This is a genomic window from Kitasatospora sp. NPDC001119, assembly GCF_053598475.1.
In genome coordinates this window covers 167,754-184,410 of record NZ_JBSFKI010000011.1, presented here as the reverse complement: position 1 = coordinate 184,410, position 16,657 = coordinate 167,754, and the positions used below count along the sequence as shown (strand labels likewise).

General features: G+C 73.7%; 15 protein-coding genes. 4 read left to right on the top strand and 11 right to left on the bottom strand.

The window, feature by feature from the left end; translation table 11 throughout:
* Window positions 1-173: 173 nt before the first annotated feature.
* Window positions 174-2,324 (bottom strand): transglycosylase domain-containing protein, encoded by a 2,151-nt coding sequence (locus tag ACWDD9_RS16380; RefSeq protein ID WP_449811888.1) that lies wholly within the window; start codon window positions 2,322-2,324, stop codon window positions 174-176.
* Between the two features lie 226 nt (window positions 2,325-2,550).
* Between ACWDD9_RS16380 and ACWDD9_RS16375 the strand changes: the two genes are divergently transcribed.
* Together ACWDD9_RS16375 and ACWDD9_RS16370 are read left to right on the top strand one after the other, a co-directional pair.
* On the top strand, window positions 2,551-3,678 hold the full coding sequence (locus ACWDD9_RS16375) for a hypothetical protein (RefSeq protein WP_074003687.1): 1,128 nt from the start codon (window positions 2,551-2,553) through the stop codon (window positions 3,676-3,678).
* A 267-nt stretch (window positions 3,679-3,945) separates the two neighbouring features.
* Window positions 3,946-4,482: a GNAT family N-acetyltransferase gene (locus ACWDD9_RS16370; RefSeq protein ID WP_074003688.1), complete on the top strand. Its 537-nt coding sequence runs from the start codon at window positions 3,946-3,948 to the stop codon at window positions 4,480-4,482.
* 89 nt (window positions 4,483-4,571) lie between these two features.
* On the opposite strand, the gene ACWDD9_RS16365 is transcribed toward ACWDD9_RS16370, so the two are convergent.
* From ACWDD9_RS16365 to ACWDD9_RS16350, 4 genes are all read right to left on the bottom strand, one after another.
* Window positions 4,572-5,471, bottom strand: a complete 900-nt coding sequence (locus ACWDD9_RS16365) for a Gfo/Idh/MocA family protein (protein WP_049650681.1) — start codon at window positions 5,469-5,471, stop codon at window positions 4,572-4,574.
* A 107-nt stretch (window positions 5,472-5,578) separates the two neighbouring features.
* Entirely contained in the window at window positions 5,579-6,250 is a 672-nt protein-coding gene (locus ACWDD9_RS16360; RefSeq protein ID WP_449811887.1) for an O-methyltransferase, read from the bottom strand.
* 114 nt (window positions 6,251-6,364) lie between these two features.
* Window positions 6,365-7,030, bottom strand: a complete 666-nt coding sequence (locus tag ACWDD9_RS16355; RefSeq protein ID WP_049650679.1) for a DedA family protein — start codon at window positions 7,028-7,030, stop codon at window positions 6,365-6,367.
* Window positions 7,031-7,232: 202 nt separating this feature from the next.
* Window positions 7,233-8,048 (bottom strand): class I SAM-dependent methyltransferase, encoded by an 816-nt coding sequence (locus tag ACWDD9_RS16350; protein WP_074003691.1) that lies wholly within the window; start codon window positions 8,046-8,048, stop codon window positions 7,233-7,235.
* Between the two features lie 339 nt (window positions 8,049-8,387).
* Between ACWDD9_RS16350 and ACWDD9_RS16345 the strand changes: the two genes are divergently transcribed.
* On the top strand, window positions 8,388-8,528 hold the full coding sequence (locus ACWDD9_RS16345) for a hypothetical protein (RefSeq protein WP_375873678.1): 141 nt from the start codon (window positions 8,388-8,390) through the stop codon (window positions 8,526-8,528).
* Window positions 8,529-8,589: 61 nt separating this feature from the next.
* Here the strand turns inward: ACWDD9_RS16345 and ACWDD9_RS16340 are convergent, their stop codons facing one another.
* The 4 genes from ACWDD9_RS16340 to ACWDD9_RS16325 form a co-directional block, all read right to left on the bottom strand.
* A complete protein-coding gene (locus tag ACWDD9_RS16340) occupies window positions 8,590-9,129 on the bottom strand; it encodes a hypothetical protein (protein ID WP_449811915.1) in 540 nt (179 codons plus the stop codon).
* 104 nt (window positions 9,130-9,233) lie between these two features.
* Window positions 9,234-10,028, bottom strand: a complete 795-nt coding sequence (locus ACWDD9_RS16335; RefSeq protein WP_449811914.1) for a spermidine synthase — start codon at window positions 10,026-10,028, stop codon at window positions 9,234-9,236.
* A gap of 89 nt (window positions 10,029-10,117) precedes the next feature.
* Complete coding sequence (locus tag ACWDD9_RS16330; protein WP_375873677.1) at window positions 10,118-11,089, bottom strand: alpha/beta hydrolase; 972 nt, start codon at window positions 11,087-11,089, stop codon at window positions 10,118-10,120.
* Window positions 11,090-11,198: 109 nt separating this feature from the next.
* Complete coding sequence (locus tag ACWDD9_RS16325; protein WP_449811886.1) at window positions 11,199-13,040, bottom strand: NB-ARC domain-containing protein; 1,842 nt, start codon at window positions 13,038-13,040, stop codon at window positions 11,199-11,201.
* A gap of 96 nt (window positions 13,041-13,136) precedes the next feature.
* Here ACWDD9_RS16325 and ACWDD9_RS16320 point away from each other — a divergent pair, with 96 nt between their 5' ends.
* On the top strand, window positions 13,137-14,540 hold the full coding sequence (locus ACWDD9_RS16320) for a selenium-binding protein SBP56-related protein (protein ID WP_375873675.1): 1,404 nt from the start codon (window positions 13,137-13,139) through the stop codon (window positions 14,538-14,540).
* Between the two features lie 61 nt (window positions 14,541-14,601).
* Here ACWDD9_RS16320 and ACWDD9_RS16315 read toward each other — a convergent pair whose 3' ends face one another.
* Window positions 14,602-15,843 carry a globin domain-containing protein gene (locus ACWDD9_RS16315; protein WP_380780567.1) on the bottom strand — a complete coding sequence of 414 codons (1,242 nt, stop codon included), beginning with the start codon at window positions 15,841-15,843 and terminating at the stop codon, window positions 14,602-14,604.
* Between the two features lie 283 nt (window positions 15,844-16,126).
* The gene (locus tag ACWDD9_RS16310; protein ID WP_241852985.1) at window positions 16,127-16,657 is read right to left on the bottom strand and encodes a DUF6114 domain-containing protein; all 531 of its coding nucleotides are present in this window, start codon (window positions 16,655-16,657) and stop codon (window positions 16,127-16,129) included.

Genomic DNA, 16,657 nt, shown 5'->3' with positions numbered 1-16,657 from the left:
CCCTCAGAGCCCACGACCGCCCTCGGCCCGCCCACGACCCTAGTACGGACACGGCCCGACCGGCATTCACCAGCCCTCCCCGGACCGGGGCGCCCTACCTCTCACGCGAACGACGAAACGGCAAGGCGTGGCTGCCGGGCCCGTGAGGGTCTCGGGCCCGGCAGCCGACCGGCCTACTGTGCCGCCGTCTTCATGTAGGTGCTCCAGATGCGGGTCGGGAGGGCGGCGTCGGAGGTGTCCGGGGTGGCGCCGCCGAGGCCTTCGAGGGAGAGCAGCTTCATGTCCTTCAGGTCCGCGCGGAAGATGGTGACCGCCGTCGACAGCTGCCCGTTGTAGCCGACGAACCACCCTGCCGTACGGTCTGCGGTGGTGCCGGGTTTGGCGGCCAGGCCGGGGCCGGCCTCCGCTGCCGGTTTGGCGGCTCCGTCGCGGACGGAGCCCTTGAGCGCCGCGTCCACCTCGGCCGCGACCGACGGGGTCAGTGCCTGGGTGGCGGCGGGCAGGCGCAGGGGGAGCTGGGCGCCGTTGCGGGAGATCCTGAGGACGGAGTACGGGTCGGTGTGGCTGCCGCCGGCCGCGAAGGTGGCGTACGCGTCGGCGGTGCGGACGGCGCTGGGGGTGGAGTTGCCGACGCCGAGGGCGGGGACGAGTTCGCCCAGGCTGTTGGGGAGCAGGCCGAGGTCGGTGGCGGTCTTCTGCACCCGGTCCAGGCCGACGTCCATGCCGAGCTGCATCAGCGGGCCGTTGACGGACTGTTCGACCGCGTTCCGCAGGGTGACCGTGCCCCAGTTCCGCCTGCCGTCGTTGGCGGTCTTGACGATCTTCCCGTCCCGTCCCCAGTACGGCCCTTCCGGGGTCATCACGTTCACCCCGTCGTCGCCGTTGTAGGGGGTGGCGGGCGTCACCGGGGTGCGGTCGCCGCCCCGTTGGCGCTGCACTCCCTGGCCGAGGCCGGCGGCGTACACCACCGGGGTGAAGGCCGAACCGATCGGCACCGAGGTGGCGTTGGCGTTGTTGAAGCCCTGCTTGAGGTAGTCGGTGCCGCCGTAGAGCGCGACGATCCGGCCGTCCGGGGCCACCGAGGCGGCGCCGACCTTCAGGAGCTTGTCGGCCTCCCGGCTGTCCGGGTCGATCCCCGCGGTGCCCTCCCGTACGGCGGCGGCCAGGGCGTCGACCCTCGGCTTCTCGAAGGTGGTGCGGATCTGGTGGCCGCCGAGGTCGAACTGGGCCGGGGTGATGTCGCTGTGGCTCTCCACGTAGGCGCGGGCCATGTCCACCAGGTACCCGGTCTGGCCGCTCAGCCCCGCCGACTTCGGCTGCGGCCTGGGCTCGGGGAACACGGTGTACCGGGCGCGCTCGGCGGCGGACAGCTTGCCGACCTCCACCATCCGGTCCAGGATCCACGACCAGCGCTCCTCGGCCCGCTCCCGGTTCTCCGCGCTGACCGCCGGGTCGTACTGCCCGGCGCCCTTCAACAGCGCGGCCAGGAAGGCGCCTTCGCTCGGGTCGAGCTGGGAGACGTCCTTGCCGTAGTACGCCGCCGCGGCGCGCTCGATGCCGTAACTGCCGCGCCCGAACCAGCTGGTGTTGAGGTAGCCGGCCAGGATGTCCTGCTTGCTCATCCGGTCGTCCAGCTTGATCGCGATGACGATCTCGCTGAGTTTGCGGGACATGTCCTGGCGCTGGTTCAGGTAGATGTTCTTGACGTACTGCTGGGTGATGGTGGATCCGCCCTGGGTCTCACCGCCGGTGACCATCTGGACGACGGCGCGCCCGATGCCGGTGACGGAGATGCCCGGGTCGTCGTAGAAGGTCTCGTTCTCGGCGGCCAGCACCGCCCACTGCACCGGCTCCGGCACCTGGCCGAGCGGCACCTCCTGCCGGTTGGTCGGACCGATCCGCGCCATCTCGCTGCCGTCCGCCCAGTAGTAGACGTTGTTCTGCTGGGTGGCGAAGGAGTTCAGGTCCTCCGGGACGGCGGTGTGCGCGTAGAACCAGAGCAGCCAGCCGCTCAGCCCGGCCGCGCCCGTCCCGGCCACCAGCAGCAGCTGCCGCCAGGACGGGAGCCAGCGGCGGACGCCGCGCCGTCCGCGGCGCGGGTAGTCGATCCGCAGGGACGGGCGCCGGCCCCGGAACGGACGCGACCCGCGTAACGGCCGGGGGCGCGGGCGCGGCAGGAAACGTCGGCGTCGGCGCCCGGGCGTCTCCTTCTCGGCGGTCTCGCCGGCGGTCTTCTCGGCGGTCTCCTCGGCCACGCCCTCGGCCGTCTCCCCGGCCCCGTCTTCGGCCACGTCTTCGGCCCCGCCGTCTTGCTGAGCACGCACAGTCCGGTCTCCGATTCGCTCGTGGGCTGACCCTCCGTACACATAGACGTGATGAGAACATCAGTACGTATGCCTGGCTTTGGTGTGATCATGGTCATACTGCGCTCGACGGGTGGGACGTGAGCGTCCGACGGGCGGGCCGCGGACCGTGGACGAACAGCCCGCGGACGGCCGCCCGCGCGGAACCCGGTCCGCGCCAGCCCCGGCGTGCCGCCAGAATGGCGCCATGAGGATGATCCAGACCGCGCTCGGCACGCTGCTGCTCCTGCTGATCATCGGCAGCATCCTGCGCACGCTGGTCGTTCCGCGCGGCCTCTACTCGGCGCTGGTGATGCGGCTCTGGCGGGTGCTGCGCACGCTGCTGCGGCTGTCCGCCGGGCCGAACCGCGGCTACCTCGCGCAGGACCGGGCGCTCACCTGGCTGGCGCCGCTGGTGCTCCTCGGCATGCTCGGCGTCTGGCTCAGCTGCATGCTGACCGCCTACACCCTGTTGCTGCACGGCACCTCCGAGCTGAGCTGGTCGGTGTCCGTGCGCGAGGCCGGGTCCAGCCTGTTCACCCTCGGCTTCGCGAGCGGCGAGCGGCTCCACCTCTCCGCGATCGACTTCCTGGCCGCCGCCAGCGGCCCGCTGGTCATCGCCCTCCAGATCGCCTACCTGCCGACCCTCTACGCCGCCTACCAGCGCCGCGAGACCGAGGTGACCCTGCTGCAGTCCCGGGCCGGCGAGCCCGCCTGGGGCCCCGAGCTGCTGGCCCGCCAGTCCCTGGTGGACACCGAGACGGCGCTCCCCCAGCTCTACCGGGACTGGGAGCGGCTGGCCGCCGACATCGGCGAGAGCCACTCCAACTACCCGGTGCTGCTCTCCTTCCGCTCCCCGCAGCCCCACCGCAGCTGGGTGGTCGGGCTGATCGCCGTGATGGACGCCGCCGCCCTGCACCTGGCGCTCTGCCCGCGCTCGGCCCCGCCCGAGGCCCGGCTGGTGATCCGGGCCGGCTTCACCGCGATGCGCGACATCGGCCGCTCGCTGCGGATCGACTTCGAAGCGGACCCGGACCCAGACATCCCGATCCGGCTGACCTACGCCGAGTACCTGGGCGCCGTCGCAATGATCACCGCGGCCGGGTTCCCGCGCGAACGCCCGGTCGAGGACGCCTGGGCGCACTTCCACGGCTGGCGGGTCAACTACGAGGCGCTGGCGTACGAACTGGCCCGGCGCAGCGACGCCGTCCCGGCGCTGTGGACCGGCCCGCGCGACTTCCGCGCCCCCGTCATCCCGCCGAGCCGCCCCACCGACCGCCGCCCGTCCTCGACCCCGCCGCCGGGGACACCGCTGCCGCCGCTGCCGCCCGCCTGAACGGGCGGACCGGGCGGACGGGGCGGACGGGACCGACCCGGGCGGACCGGGTACACTCGTCCGCAGTACGTGCCGTTCAGGAGTACGCAGGAGCAGAGGAAGAAGAGGGAGGTGGGGTTGATGACCGCGCTCAAGGCCGCCATGCGCAGCGTCCGGGTCTCCCTCACGTCCCGGGCCGCGGCCTGACCTCCTCCTGTCCCGCCTCGCCGGGGGCGTGAGCCCGCGGGGCCCGCACGAACACTCCTCAGGAACGGATCTCCGTCCACCATGCGCAACTGGATCACGCGTGCCGAGACCGGCACCGACATCCCGACCATCCGCGACATCAACCTCGCCGCCTTCGGAACTCCCGCCGAGGCCGACCTCGTCGACGCGCTGCGCGCCGACGCCTCCTGGATCGAGGGCCTGTCCCTCGTCGCCACCACCGAGCACGGCACCGACGAGCAGGGCACTGGTGAGCACGGCACCGCCGTCGGCCACGCCCTGCTGACCCGCTGCCACATCGGCGACGTCCCGGCCCTGTGCCTGGCCCCGTGCGCCGTGCTCCCCGCGTACCAGCGCACCGGCGCCGGCTCCGCCGCCGTCCGCGCCGCACTGGACGCGGCACGGGACCTGGGCGAGCGCCACGTCGTCGTCCTGGGGCACCCGGACTACTACCCGCGGTTCGGCTTCACCCGCGCCTCCGCCCACGGCATCGGCCTGAGCATCGAGGTCCCGGACGAGGCGCTGATGGCCCTCGCCCTGGACGCCGGCCACCCGCTGCCCGCGGGCACCGTCCGGTACGCCGCGCCGTTCGGCATCTGACGGACGACGCCGGGCGGGGCACCTGGGTGCCCCGCCCGGCGTCCTTCCCTACTGTCAGGGACTGTCAGGGCCCTGCCCGACAGCAGGCCTCAGACGGCCACCGTGGCGCCGGTCGCCAGCGAACGCTCGGCGCCGACCAGGATCTCCACCACCCGCAGGCCGAAGTCCGCCCCGCACGGGTGCGGCTCGCCGGAGGCCGCCGAGGCCCGCAGGGCGTCCAGCGCCCGGTGCAGCGCCGCGGCCGGTCCCTCGCCGCGCGGGGGCAGCTGCACCACGCCGTGCTCGCCGCGCAGCTCCATGCCCGTCCCGCCGGCCGCGAGCGGCGCGGTCAGGCTGAGCGCGAGCGTGCTGGAGGCGCCGCCGGCGTGCCGCACCACCAGGTGGACGGTGTCCAGCGGGCCGGCCGCCGCCGTCACGTGCGTCGCGTCGCCCAGGACCGGCAGCAGGACGGACAGCGCGTGCGGGCCGACGTCCCACAGCGCGCCCTTCTCGACCCGCCACGGCGAGGCCGCGTACGGGCTGGTGCTGCCGGGCGCGAACACCGAGCCGAGCCAGTCCGAGCGGCCGGTGAACCAGCCGCCGAGCTCCGCCTGCCGCTCGATCCACGGGATCTGCTCGCCGCCGAAGCGCACGGTGAAGAAGACCACCGAGGCGACCTTGTGCTCGCGCACCGCCTCGGCCACGGCCTCGGCGTCCGGCACCGTCAGCGCGACCGGCTTGTCCAGCAGCAGGTGGCAGCCCGCCTCGGCGGCCCGCACGGCGAGGCCCGCCTGGACGGTCGGGGGCAGCGCGATGGAGACCGCGTCCACCTCGGCCAGCAGCCGGTCCAGGTCCGCGTACCCGGGCACGCCGTGCGCGGCGCCCAGCGCCTCGGCCGCCTCCGGTCGGCGGCCCCAGACGCCGGTGAACTCCAGCCCGGGGTGCTCGGCCAGGACGGGCGCGTGCACCCGCTCCGCCCAGGGGCCGGTTCCCAGCAGTCCGATCCGCACGATGTCTCCGTTTCCTTCGTGTTCTGTCGTGTTCCGTCGCGACGCCGCCGCATGGTCGCGACGCCGCCGCGTGCTCGCGGCGCGTGATTCGCGGCGCGCGCCCTGGTTCAGCCCCGGACGCGGGCCAGCGTGAAGCCGTCGTAGCCCTTGCTGCCGACCGTCTGCACCGAGGTCGCGGTGACCGTAGGCTCGGCCGCGATCAGCTCGTGCAGCGCCCGGGTGCCGACCACCGCCGGGTCGGTGCTGTCCGCGTCGGCGACCGCGCCGCCGCGCACCACGTTGTCGACGATGATCAGCGAGCCGGGCCTGGTCAGCTGGAGCGCCCGGCGGAAGTACTCCGGGTTGCTCGGCTTGTCGGCGTCGATGAAGACCAGGTCGAAGGGCTCCACGCCCTGCTCGACCAGCGCGGCCAGCGAGTCGGCGGCCCGGCCGACCCGTACCTCGGCGACCCCGGCCAGCCCGGCGGCCGCCAGGTTGCCCCGGGCGACCTCGGCGTGCCGGGGGTCCAGCTCCAGGGTGAGCAGGGTGCCGTCCGCGGGCAGCGCCCGGGCCAGCCAGATCGCGCTGTAGCCGCCGAGCGTGCCGACCTCCAGGATCCGCTTCGCACCCTGGGTCAGTGCCAGCAGGTGGAGCAGCTTGCCCTGGTTGGGGGCGACCGCGATCGTCGGCAGCCCGGCCGCGTCGGCGGCGGCGGTGGCGCCCTCCAGCACCGGGTCGTGTCCGACCAGTTGCTCGGAGAAGTAGGCGTCCACGGCGTCCCAGGTCGGCTGCGAAGACATCGGGCCCTCCAGAGTGCAAGATCGGCAGCTACCCGGCCGATGCTACTCCGAGGGCCCGAGGGCACCACGACGGTGGTTGTGGACGGCCGGTCGGACGACCGGCCGTACGGGAGGTCAGTCGGCGACCGGCTCCTTGGTCGCGGCGGCGGCCTTGGCGGCCTCCTCCGCCTCGATCTTGGCGTGCGTCTTGGCGGCGCGGCGCTTCATGATCCAGGCCGAGAGCAGGCCGATCACCAGGGCCGCCCCCAGGCCCGCCCAGGAGAACCGGGCCAGCCAGGGCTCGATGCTCTTGCCGACCTTGTAGACCAGCAGCGTCGTGCCGCCGGCCCAGACCACGCCGCCCAGCACGTTGGCGATCAGGAACTTCCAGTACGGCATCTTCAGCGCGCCCGCGAGCGGGCCGGCGAAGATGCGCAGCAGGGCGATGAACCGGCCGAAGAAGACCGCCCACATGCCCCACTTCTGGAAGGAGCGCTCGGCGGTGGCCAGGTGGGAGGGCCCGAAGTGCTTGGGGAACTTGCGTCCCAGCTTCTCGAAGAGCGGCTTGCCTCCCTTGCGCCCGATCGAGTAGCCGATCGAGTCGCCGATGATCGCGCCGGCGATCGCGCAGATGGCGACGCCCCACGGGCTCACCACACCCTTGACCGCCATCAGGGACGCCGTGACCAGGGCGATCTCGCCGGGCAGCGGAATGCCCAGCGACTCCAGCCCGATGATCAGACCGACCACGGCGTACACCGCTGTCGGCGGAATCCCCTCGATCCAGGCGTCGATGTGCAAGGCCAGTCCCTCCGTGGCAGGACGGGACCGGCCGCGCTCCCCCTGGAGCCGCGTGCCCGTCCCGGCAGTTCGTCCGATGGCGGCACCCAGGCCGCTCCCCCGGAAACGAGCCTAACGTGCCGGGCGGCCTGTCCCCCCGGCCGATCACCCGTGGTTACGACGTACGCCCCCGCGCCATGGTTCCAGCTCGACCACCGTTTCTTCAAGATTCGGCAAAAAGCAGTGCGACCACGGACGGGCGCTGCTTGATCCGGCGCGCGAACGGCAGCAGGGCGCTCACCGGCCACCGCCCGCCCTCCGGGTACACCTCGCGCACGTCGGTGACCCCCGGGTGCGCGGTGGCCAGCTCGCCGCGCTCGTCCGCGTCCATCCCGAACGGCATCGGCGGCGCCTGGTAGTACCGGTCCCGCAGCTTGCCCTCGACGGCCCGCCGACTGAACCAGCGCGGCACCGCGTCCAGCACCATCGCACCGCCCGGGAAGCGCTCGGCGCAGGCCGCGATCAGCGCGCGGACCTCCTGCGGCCGCAGGTACATCAGCAGGCCCTCGGTGCTGATCAGCACCCCGTTCGACGGGTCCACCTCGTCCATCCAGCCCGGGTCGGTGGCCGAGTGGGCGACGATCCGGTGCCGCTCGTCCGGCGGCAGCAGCCGCCGCCGCAGCGCGACCGTCTCCGGCAGGTCCACCGACAGCCAGCTCGCCCGCCCGTTGTCGACCCGCCAGGCCTGGGTCTCCAGGCCGTCCCCGAGCCCGACCACGGTGCCGCGCGGGCAGCGGGTCAGGAAGTCCGCCACCTCGCGGTCGAAGCAGGCGGCCCGCAACGCCTGGAGCTGGCTCACCAGAGCGTTCTCCCCGAACCGCGCCGCGAACGGATAGTCGATCCGCTCCACCAGCTCGACCGCCTTCGGGTCCGGCAGCACGGTGTCCGGCCGCCGCGCCTCCACCGCCCGGTGCCACAGCGTCCACAGCGCCGTCTCCGGTACCTGCCCCAGCTCCGGCCGCTCCCCGCCGCCACTCATCGCTCGCTCCTTCGGACGTGGTCCCGTCGCGGTCCGACTCATTCCGTCGCGTTCCCGCCGTGTTCCCGTCATGGGCATGAACCCGCCGATTCTGACACCCCGTCCGCACCTCCCCTCCCGCCGACGCGCCGACTCACCGACCCGTGGAGCTCTACGACGGCAACCATCGACCGGGCCTTCCAGGCGACCTGGAGCGCGCGAACTCGTTCTCCCGCGTGGGCACTTCTCACCCCACGGGGTGGAGAACCGAACGACGGAGAGCCACGTGCTCGAGCACCCGCGCGAACCCGGCACCCGGAACTCCTCGACTTCGCACTCCAGCACACCGGCAAACAGCTGATGGAACGCGGTGACCTCGCGCAGGCCCGGACCCATCTGCAGGAGGCGCTGCGGCTGCGGATCGCCAAGGGGGACGGCGAGTTGATCGAGTCCACCCAGGCCGCACTCGACAGGGTGGAGCTGCTGCTCGACCGCCCCTGACCGCCCCCTGCCGCTGACCCTGTCCCCGTTCTGCGCCAGGAGGCCGTAGCGGGCCCGGCGGTCAGCCCAGCCCGTTCGACCAGTCCGCCAGGAGGGCGAAGTCCTCCGCCGTCAGGCCGGCCTTCGGGTCGATGTGGTGGAGGAGTGCCGGGGCCGGGTGGTGGGCTTCGACCCAGGTGCGGTCGGCGTCCGTGATCAGGTCGTCGACCCAGGCGAACGGGCGGCCCTGCGCCCAGGTGACGATCTGTGGGGTCTTCCAGAAGACGCCGTCGTCCGGCTCGGGCCGTGGCTCGGACCAGGGGATGTACGGCAGGGCGGGCAGCCCGAGCAGGGGGGCGATGAAGGCGTTGGCCTCCTCCTGCCACGTCGTCGCCCATGCCAGGTCGAAGGGCAGCGCGGCGAGGGCCGGGCCGTGGGCCGGGTTGAGCCAGACCCGCAGGGGCTTCGGGGCCTTGTGGGGAAGGCCCCAGGCGGTGAGTCGGCGGCGCTCGGCCGCTTCCCAGCGTGGTGTCGTCAGCCGGTGGGTCCGGTAGCCCTCGGGCCGCCGGTAGGGCTTCGCCGCGCACGGGTTGAGCGGTCCGTCGACGTCCAGCAGGAGCAGCGGACGCACCGGCTCACCTCCCTTGGTCGTCCCCGCAGGCTACCGGCGGGGACGGGGACGGACCAGCGGATTTCCGCGCCAGGGGCCGTGAGGGGGTCGAGGGTTCAGCCGATGCTGAAGGCGCCGTCCGGCGGGGGCGGGGAGTCGGTGGCCTCGGCGTCGGTGACCGGGGCGGTCCGGCCGACCAGGGCGGCCAGGTCGTCCCCGTCGGTGAGCCGGGCCGGGAAGATGTCGCCCGCGAGCAGCCGGGTCAGCTCGGCCACCGGCAGCGGCGCGGTCGAGCCGGCCAGCAGGATGTTGCCGTACCGGCGGCCGCGCAGCACCGGTGCCTCCGCCACCAGGCAGACGTACGGGAACACCGCGCGCACCGTCGCCGCCTGCGCCTTGGCGAAGGCCAGCGGCGGGCCGTCCGCCAGGTTCGCCGCGTAGCAGCCGCCGGGGCGCAGCGCGGCGGCCGCCAGGCGCAGGAACTCCACCGAGGTGAGGTGGGCCGGGGTGCGCGAGCCGTGGAAGACGTCGGCGATCACCAGGTCCTGCGAGCCGGCCGGAGTCCCGGCGAGGGCCGCCCGGGCGTCGCCGACGGTCGCGGTGATGTCCGCGCCGGGGCCCTGCCAGGGCAGGTGTTCGGCGACCAGTTCCAGCAGCGGCCCGTCGACCTCCACCACCCGCTGCCGCGAGCCGGGCCGGGTGGCGGCCAGGTAGCGGGGCAGGGTGAGCGCGCCGCCGCCGAGGTGCAGCGCGTCCAGTGGCTGCCCGGCGGGGGCGAGGGCGTCGGCGAGGTGGCCGAGGCGCCGGGTGTACTCGAACTCCAGGTGGGTGGGGTCGGCGAGGTCGACGTAGGACTGCGGGGTGCCGTCCAGGGTGAGCAGCCAGCCGCCGTCCCGGTCGAGGTCGGGCATGAGCTTGGCGAAGCCCAGGTCGGTCCGCCGCCCGACCGGCACCGGCTCGTCCCGCTCGTCCCGCTCGTCCCGCGAATCGTGCTCGGAGGTCACGCGTGCTCTCCGACGGGCTCGACGTCGAGGTACGCGGCGAGCCAGTGGTCCAGCTCGGCGAACACCTCGGTGCGCGCGGCCTCCCCGGAGAGCACCAGGTCGTGCATGCCGCCCTTGATCCGCACGATGGTGACGTGCCGGCCCAGCCGCGGCCCCTGCGCGGCGATGTCGTCGGCGCGCAGCACGGCGTCGGCGTGGTGCAGCGCGCTGTGCCACTTGGTGGTGGAGATGGAGCGGGTCGAGGCCATCAGCAGCACCGGCACGTCGATGCCCAGTCCCCGGTGCAGCCGCCGGTGGCCCTGGTGGATCGCGGACAGCCAGCCCGCGTACAGCGGGAAGCTCTCGGGGCGCTTGAGGGTGAGGTCGAAGTCCCACTCGCCCTGGTGGTCCTTGTGCAGGCTGTGGGTGTAGTGCGGGTTGAGCGCGGACGGCAGGACGCGGGTCGGCGCCAGCCGCCCGAGCGCCGTGACGGCGGGGCCGCCGAGGGTGCGGACGGCGGGCCCGGCCGGCATCGACAGGAACGGCGAGTTGAGGAACAGCCCGTCCACCAGGCCGCGCCCGGCGCGCCGGGCGGCCCACAGCGCGCCGATCAGCCCGCCGGTGGAGTGCCCGTTCAGCAGCAGCTGCCGGTGCCCGTCGACCTCGCGGATGATCCGGACCGCCTCGTCGATCTCCTCGTCGTACTCGGCGAGGTCGCGGACGAAGTTCGGCGACTGGTGCGGCCGCAGGGAGCGGCCGTACTTGCGCAGGTCGAGGGCGTAGAAGGAGAAGCCGAGCGCGGCGTAGTGGTCGGCGAGGTTGGTCTGGAAGAAGTAGTCGTTGTACCCGTGGATGTAGAGCACGGCGCGCTCCGCCCCGGGCAGCGGCCGCCGGACGAGGGTCGCGCACACCGGTCCCTCGTCGTCCGGCCGCAGCGTCAGCTCGGCGGCCTCGTAGGGGGCACCCAGGATGTCTTCACGGAACTCCATCTGCTTGCCGCACCCGTCCTCTGCTCTGTCTGCCTGTACCGGCAGGTGGCCGCCTGTTCCTTCCCCGACCATACCGGCCGGTAGCCGCGGGCCGCTCGGCGGTGGGCTGTCATGTGTGGATCCACACTGCGGCGGCCCGGGTGGTGTCGGGGGCCCGCAGCCACCTGGCGTCCGCCCGCTCCACCCCGAGGGCCCGGAAGATCCCGCGGGCCTGCCCCTGCGCCCGGGCCGCCTCCTCGTTCCGGTCCAGTGCCCGGAGAGCCGATCCCGTGCTCTCCCAGGCCATGGCCTGGCAGAACCGGTCGTCGCACTCCTCGCAGAGCACACAGGCGCGTTCGAGGAACTCGAGTGCTTCATCGAGGCGGCCCATGACCCTCAGCCGCTCGCCGAGGTTGAGCAGCGCGATCGTCTCACCCTCCCGGTCACGACGGCTGCGCGCGACGGCGAGGGCACGTCGATGGGCTTCCACCGCCTCCTCGCAACGGCTCGCGAGGCCGAGCGAGATCCCGTGGTTGTTCCAGACCTCCGCTTCGACGTCGCTGGTCCCCATGGAGTCGGCCGCCCTCAGTGCCGCCTCCGTGACGGCGATCGCCAGATCGGCCCTGCCGCCGTGGATCAGCCCCGGCACCACCACGGGCGAGAGGCGCGCGACCCCTCGGTGGATTCCGACCTCCGCCAGCCCCAGGATCATGGCCACCATGTTGGCGCGCTCGCGGTCCAGCCAGGCCAGTGCGGCGGCCCGTTCCGGGAATGGGCCGGCGTCCGAGCGCCCGGGCGATGACGCGGCCCGCCGGTTGGCGGCGTGGGCGGTCGTCACGTAGTACTCCGTCAACCGGCTCAGCCCGCGCGCCCCCAGCTCCGGGTCCTTCCCCAGCTGTTCCAGCGCGTAGAGCCGGACCAGGTCGTGCAGGTACCACCGGCCCTTCGACGGGCTCTGCTCGATCAGTGCGGCGCCGACCAGTTGGGCGAACAGGGGCCGGGTCTCACGGACCGTCCTTCCGATGAGCGCCGCCCCGGCTTCGGTCGAGACGTCGCGTCCGACGCAGACCGGGAGGAACCGGAAGAGCTCGGCCTGCGCGGGGGTGAGGCGACGGTAGGAGCGGTCCAGGGTGAGGCGGATGCCGGTCTCGCCGTCGTGCAGGAGGTCGAGGCGGCCCATACCCCCGGCCAGGTCGTCGGCGAGTTCGGCCGCCCCGAGGTGCTGGTCGAGGATCAGTTGGGCGGCGGCGAGCCTCAGTGCCAGAGGGAGGTGGCCGCAGAGTCTCGCGGTGCGCCGGCCGCCCTCCGCGTCGATGGCGACGCGCCCGTCCGCTGGTCGGGCGGCCCGGACGGCGGTGTCGAGGAGGGTGACGGCCGCCTCGGGGCCGAGGACGCCGAGGCGGTGGAGGCGGGCGCCGAGGCCGGGGAGGGTTTCGCGGGAGGTGACCAGGAGGCGGTGGCGGGTGGCGGGCGGTGGCTGGAGGGGGCGGACCTGGTCGGCGGCGGAGGCGTTGTCGGCGATGACCAGCACGCCGCCGCCGTGCTGCTCCAGTCGGGCGCGGTAGAGGGTGGCGCGGCTCTCCCGCTCCGGCGGGATGTGTTCGGCGGGGACGCCGAGGGCCCGGAGCAGGGTGTCGAGGGCCTGTCCGGCCTCGACCGGGGTCTCGTCGTAGCCGCGGAGGTCGACGAAGAGGGCGGCGGAGTAGTGGCCCTCGCCGAGCAGCGCGTGGCCGGCGGCGAGCGCGAGGGTGGTCTTGCCGATGCCGCCGAGGCCGGTGACCGTCACCGTCGACGGGCCGTCCGGGACCAGCAGGGCGCGGAGTTCGGCGAGGTCCTGGGCGCGTCCGGTGAAGGCGGAGGTGACCGGCGGCAGCCCCGCGATCGTCGGCGGGCGCGCGGTGACCGAGACGTGCGCCGTGTCCGCCTGGACGACCGGGGCGTGGAAGGCTCCCCCGCGAATGCTGTTGTGCACCCCGTGAGCGTAGTCGCCCGCCCCTCGTGCGCCTGCTGTGCGCCGGTGGTTCTGTGGAACGCTTCCGGGACAGACCAGGCGAGTTGGGGAGTTTGCATGCAGCACGGGCACACCGATCCGTCGCTCTACCGTTCGGCCGCCGAGGCGATCGCCGCCCCGCCGGAGAGGCTGGCGTACGTGGCCGGGTTCGACCGGTCGGGGCGGCGGCCGGACGCGTTGCTGAGCGTCGACACCGATCCGGACTCGGCGAGCTACGGGAAGGTCCTGAACTTCGCCGAACTTCCCACGCTCGGCGACGAGTTGCACCACTTCGGCTGGAACGCCTGCTCCAGCGCCCTCGCCCACGCCTGCCACGAGAACCCGGAGCGGCGCTACCTGCTGCTGCCCGGGCTGCGCTCCTCCCGGCTGCACGTCATGGACACCTACCCCGACCCGGTCCGCCCGCGGCTGGTCAAGACGGTGGAGGCGAAGGAGCTCGCCGCCAAGGCGGGCTACTCGCGCCCGCACACCCTGCACTGCGGCCCCGACGGCGTCTTCCTGTCCTGCCTGGGCGGCGGCGACGGCAACGACGGCCCGGGCGGGGTGGCACTGCTCGACCACACCACCTTCGAGGTGCTGCGCGCCTGGGAGACCGAGCGCGGGCCGCAGCACTTCGCCTACGACGTCTGGTGGCACCTGGGCACCAACGTGGGCATCACCAGCGAGTGGGGCACCCCGTCGATGGTCGAGGGCGGGGTGGTGCCGGAGCTCCTGCTCGGGCGCAAGTACGGCCACGCGCTGCACTTCTGGGAGCTGGACTCCGGCCGCCACCTCCAGCGGGTGGACCTCGGCGACCAGTACCAGATGGTGCTGGAGCTGCGCCCGGCGCACGACCCGCAGGCGGAGTGGGGGTTCGCCGGGGTGGTCACCAACGTCGAGGACCTGTCCTCCTCGGTCTGGCTCTGGTACCGGGACGGGCCGGCGTTCACCGCGCGCAAGGTGATCGAGATCCCCGCCGAGCCGGCCGCGGCCGAGGACCTGCCGCCCGCGCTGCGGCCGTTCGGCGCGGTGCCGCCGCTGGTCACCGACATCAACCTGTCGGTGGACGACCGCTGGCTGTACGTGTCGGCCTGGGGCACCGGCGAGCTGTTCCAGTACGACGTCTCGGACCCGTTCCACCCCCGGCTGGCCGGCTCGGTGCGGCTCGGCGGGATCACCGCCCGCACCCCGCACCCGGCGGAGCCCGGCCGTCCGCTGAGCGGGGCGCCGCAGATGGTGGAGATCAGCCGGGACGGCCGGCGGGTCTACCTCACCAACTCGCTCTACGGCGCCTGGGACGACCAGTTCTACCCGGACGGCATCGAGCCCTGGATGGTCAAGCTGGACGCCGACCCGGAGGCCGGCGGGCTGAGTGTCGACGAGCGCTTCTTCCCGCACGGCGCCGACTTCCGGGGCCTGCGCGTCCACCAGACCCACCTGGCGGGCGGCGACGCCTCCTCCGACTCCTACTGCTTCCGCTGAGCGGTCGTCACCAGCTGAGCCGACCTGACCGGACGGGCAGGCGTCACCGGTCAGGCGGGCGTCACCGGAACAGCGCCTGGTCGAACCGCACCTGCGCCGACGGCAGCCCCGCCGCCGTCAGCCGGGTGCGGACGGAGCCGACCATGCCGGCCGGCCCGGTGACGCAGGCCAGGTGCTCGCGCCAGTCGCCGGCCGTCGCGACGGCGTCGGCGAGTTCGCCGACGGTGACCGGGGTGACGGTCAACCACGGCTTATGCAGGCCGAGTTCGGACAGCGACTGCCAGTCGTAGAGGTCCCGGCGGTCCCGGGCGCCGACGAACAGGTGGACCCGGCGGCCGGTCGGCCGGTGGGCGGTCTGCTGCTCGATGATCGCCTTCATCGGGGCGAGGCCGGTGCCGCCCGCGACCAGCAGCAGGTCGCGGGCGTCGCCGTCGGGCAGCAGGCTGCCGCGCGGCGGGCCGAGGCGCAGCCGGTCGCCGATGCCCGTGTGCTCGACCAGGGCGGCGCTGACCCCGCCGGGGGCGGTGCGGCGGACGTGGAACTCCAGCTCGTTGTCGGCGCGCGGGGCGCAGCCCATCGAGTACTGCCGCCAGGTGTGCGGCAGCGCCGGGTGCTCGACGGTGCCGTACTGCCCGGCCCGGTACGGGTACGGTTCGCCGGTGCGCACCCGCAGCACGGCGAGGTCGGGGCGGCGGCGCTCGTGGCCGGTCACCACGGCGTGCCAGTACGGGGGTTCGGTGAGCGCGGAGTCGGCGCCGGCCACCATCGCGCCGACGGCGAAACGCAGCATCCGCACCCAGGCGCCCTCCAGCTCCTCCGTCCAGCGCTCGCCGGCCCGGTGCCGGACGGCCGCGCACAGGGCCTCCTCGAAGGCCTCGTAGTGCACCGGCCGGACACCCAGTTTCCGGTGGTCGCGGCCGAGTTGGCGGAGCGTCTGCTCCAGTTCGGCCGGCCGGTCGAGGTGGTCGATGAGATGGTGGAAGATCCGTTCCAGGTGGAGCTGCTGGAACTCCATCGAGGCGGGGAAAAGCGGTCGCAGGTACGGGCGGTGGCTGAACATCACCGCGTAGAGGTGGTCGATCAGGTCCGCGAGCGGGGAGATCAGGTCGAGGTCGCGCCGGATGACGTGCTGGTCCGCGGCGCCGTCGTAGCCGCCCTCCTCCCCGTACGCGTTGCACCCGAGGTCGCCGCCGGCCGAGGTGGAGGGGGCGAGGAGTTGGCGTCGCAGGCGCATCGCGTGATGGCGGGCGATCAGGCGGTCGTACTCGGCGGTGGCGGTGGCGGTGGCGGTGCCAGTGCTCATGCTGCTGCTGTTGTCCATGTCCCGCCCAGTGAACTGCCGGGCCGCCGGACACGAGAAGGGCCGATCGCCCCGGAGAGACCCGGGACCAACGACCCCTTGCGGTGGTACGTCCGGACCGGGACGCTTTTCGGCCACAGCGCGCACGGACCCCCACCGCGCGCACGCACCCCCACCGCGCACGGGCCCCATCGCGCGCACGCCCCCCCGGAACGGGCGGGGAGGACGGAAGGGTGCCCCGCGCCCCGGTGCTCTCCTACCACCAGGACCCGGGGCACCGCCGTCGTCAGACTCCTGCCCGGCGCGCCTCCCGGCGCTCCAGCCGCCGCTGCCGGCCCTGGCGCAGCGGCTGGTCGGGCAGCCACCCGAAGGTGAGACAGGCGCCGACCACCCCGAGCAGCATCCCGATCACGAAGCCGCCCAGGTTGGAGGTGACCCAGCTGGCCAGCGAGGCCAGCACGGCGAGGATGGAGTAGAACAGCCGCTGCGCCGGGTTGAACAGGATCAGCAGGCCGCACAGCAGCATCACCGCGGGCACCAGGTACCCGGCCAGCCCCTGCATCCCGATGTGCAGGATGACGGGCAGCGGGGCCTTCAGGGTGAACAGGACCTCGGCGCCGCCGAGTGTCACCAGCAGCCCGCCCCAGAACGGTCGCCGGCCCCGCCAGTCGCGTGTGACCGGGCGTGCGGCGGGCTCGGCGACGGGGGCCGCCACGGCCTGGGCGGGCGCGGCCGCCGTCCCCTCGGCGGCCACCCCCTCGGCCCGTGCCGCGGTGCCCTCGCCGGTGCCGGCCGGCTCCGGTACGGACTCCGCCAT

Bases quoted from the DNA above. Each gene is read 5' to 3' on its own strand.
- ACWDD9_RS16375 (WP_074003687.1), top strand. From the start codon at position 2,551: ATGAGGATGATCCAGACCGCGCTCGGCACGCTGCTGCTCCTGCTGATC.
- ACWDD9_RS16370 (WP_074003688.1), top strand. From the start codon at position 3,946: ATGCGCAACTGGATCACGCGTGCCGAGACCGGCACCGACATCCCGACC.
- ACWDD9_RS16360 (WP_449811887.1), bottom strand. From the start codon at position 6,250: ATGTCTTCGCAGCCGACCTGGGACGCCGTGGACGCCTACTTCTCCGAG.
- ACWDD9_RS16350 (WP_074003691.1), bottom strand. From the start codon at position 8,048: ATGAGTGGCGGCGGGGAGCGGCCGGAGCTGGGGCAGGTACCGGAGACG.
- ACWDD9_RS16345 (WP_375873678.1), top strand. From the start codon at position 8,388: ATGGAACGCGGTGACCTCGCGCAGGCCCGGACCCATCTGCAGGAGGCG.
- ACWDD9_RS16335 (WP_449811914.1), bottom strand. From the start codon at position 10,028: ATGCCCGACCTCGACCGGGACGGCGGCTGGCTGCTCACCCTGGACGGC.
- ACWDD9_RS16330 (WP_375873677.1), bottom strand. From the start codon at position 11,089: ATGGAGTTCCGTGAAGACATCCTGGGTGCCCCCTACGAGGCCGCCGAG.
- ACWDD9_RS16320 (WP_375873675.1), top strand. From the start codon at position 13,137: ATGCAGCACGGGCACACCGATCCGTCGCTCTACCGTTCGGCCGCCGAG.
- ACWDD9_RS16315 (WP_380780567.1), bottom strand. From the start codon at position 15,843: ATGAGCACTGGCACCGCCACCGCCACCGCCACCGCCGAGTACGACCGC.
- ACWDD9_RS16310 (WP_241852985.1), bottom strand. From the start codon at position 16,657: ATGGCGGAGTCCGTACCGGAGCCGGCCGGCACCGGCGAGGGCACCGCG.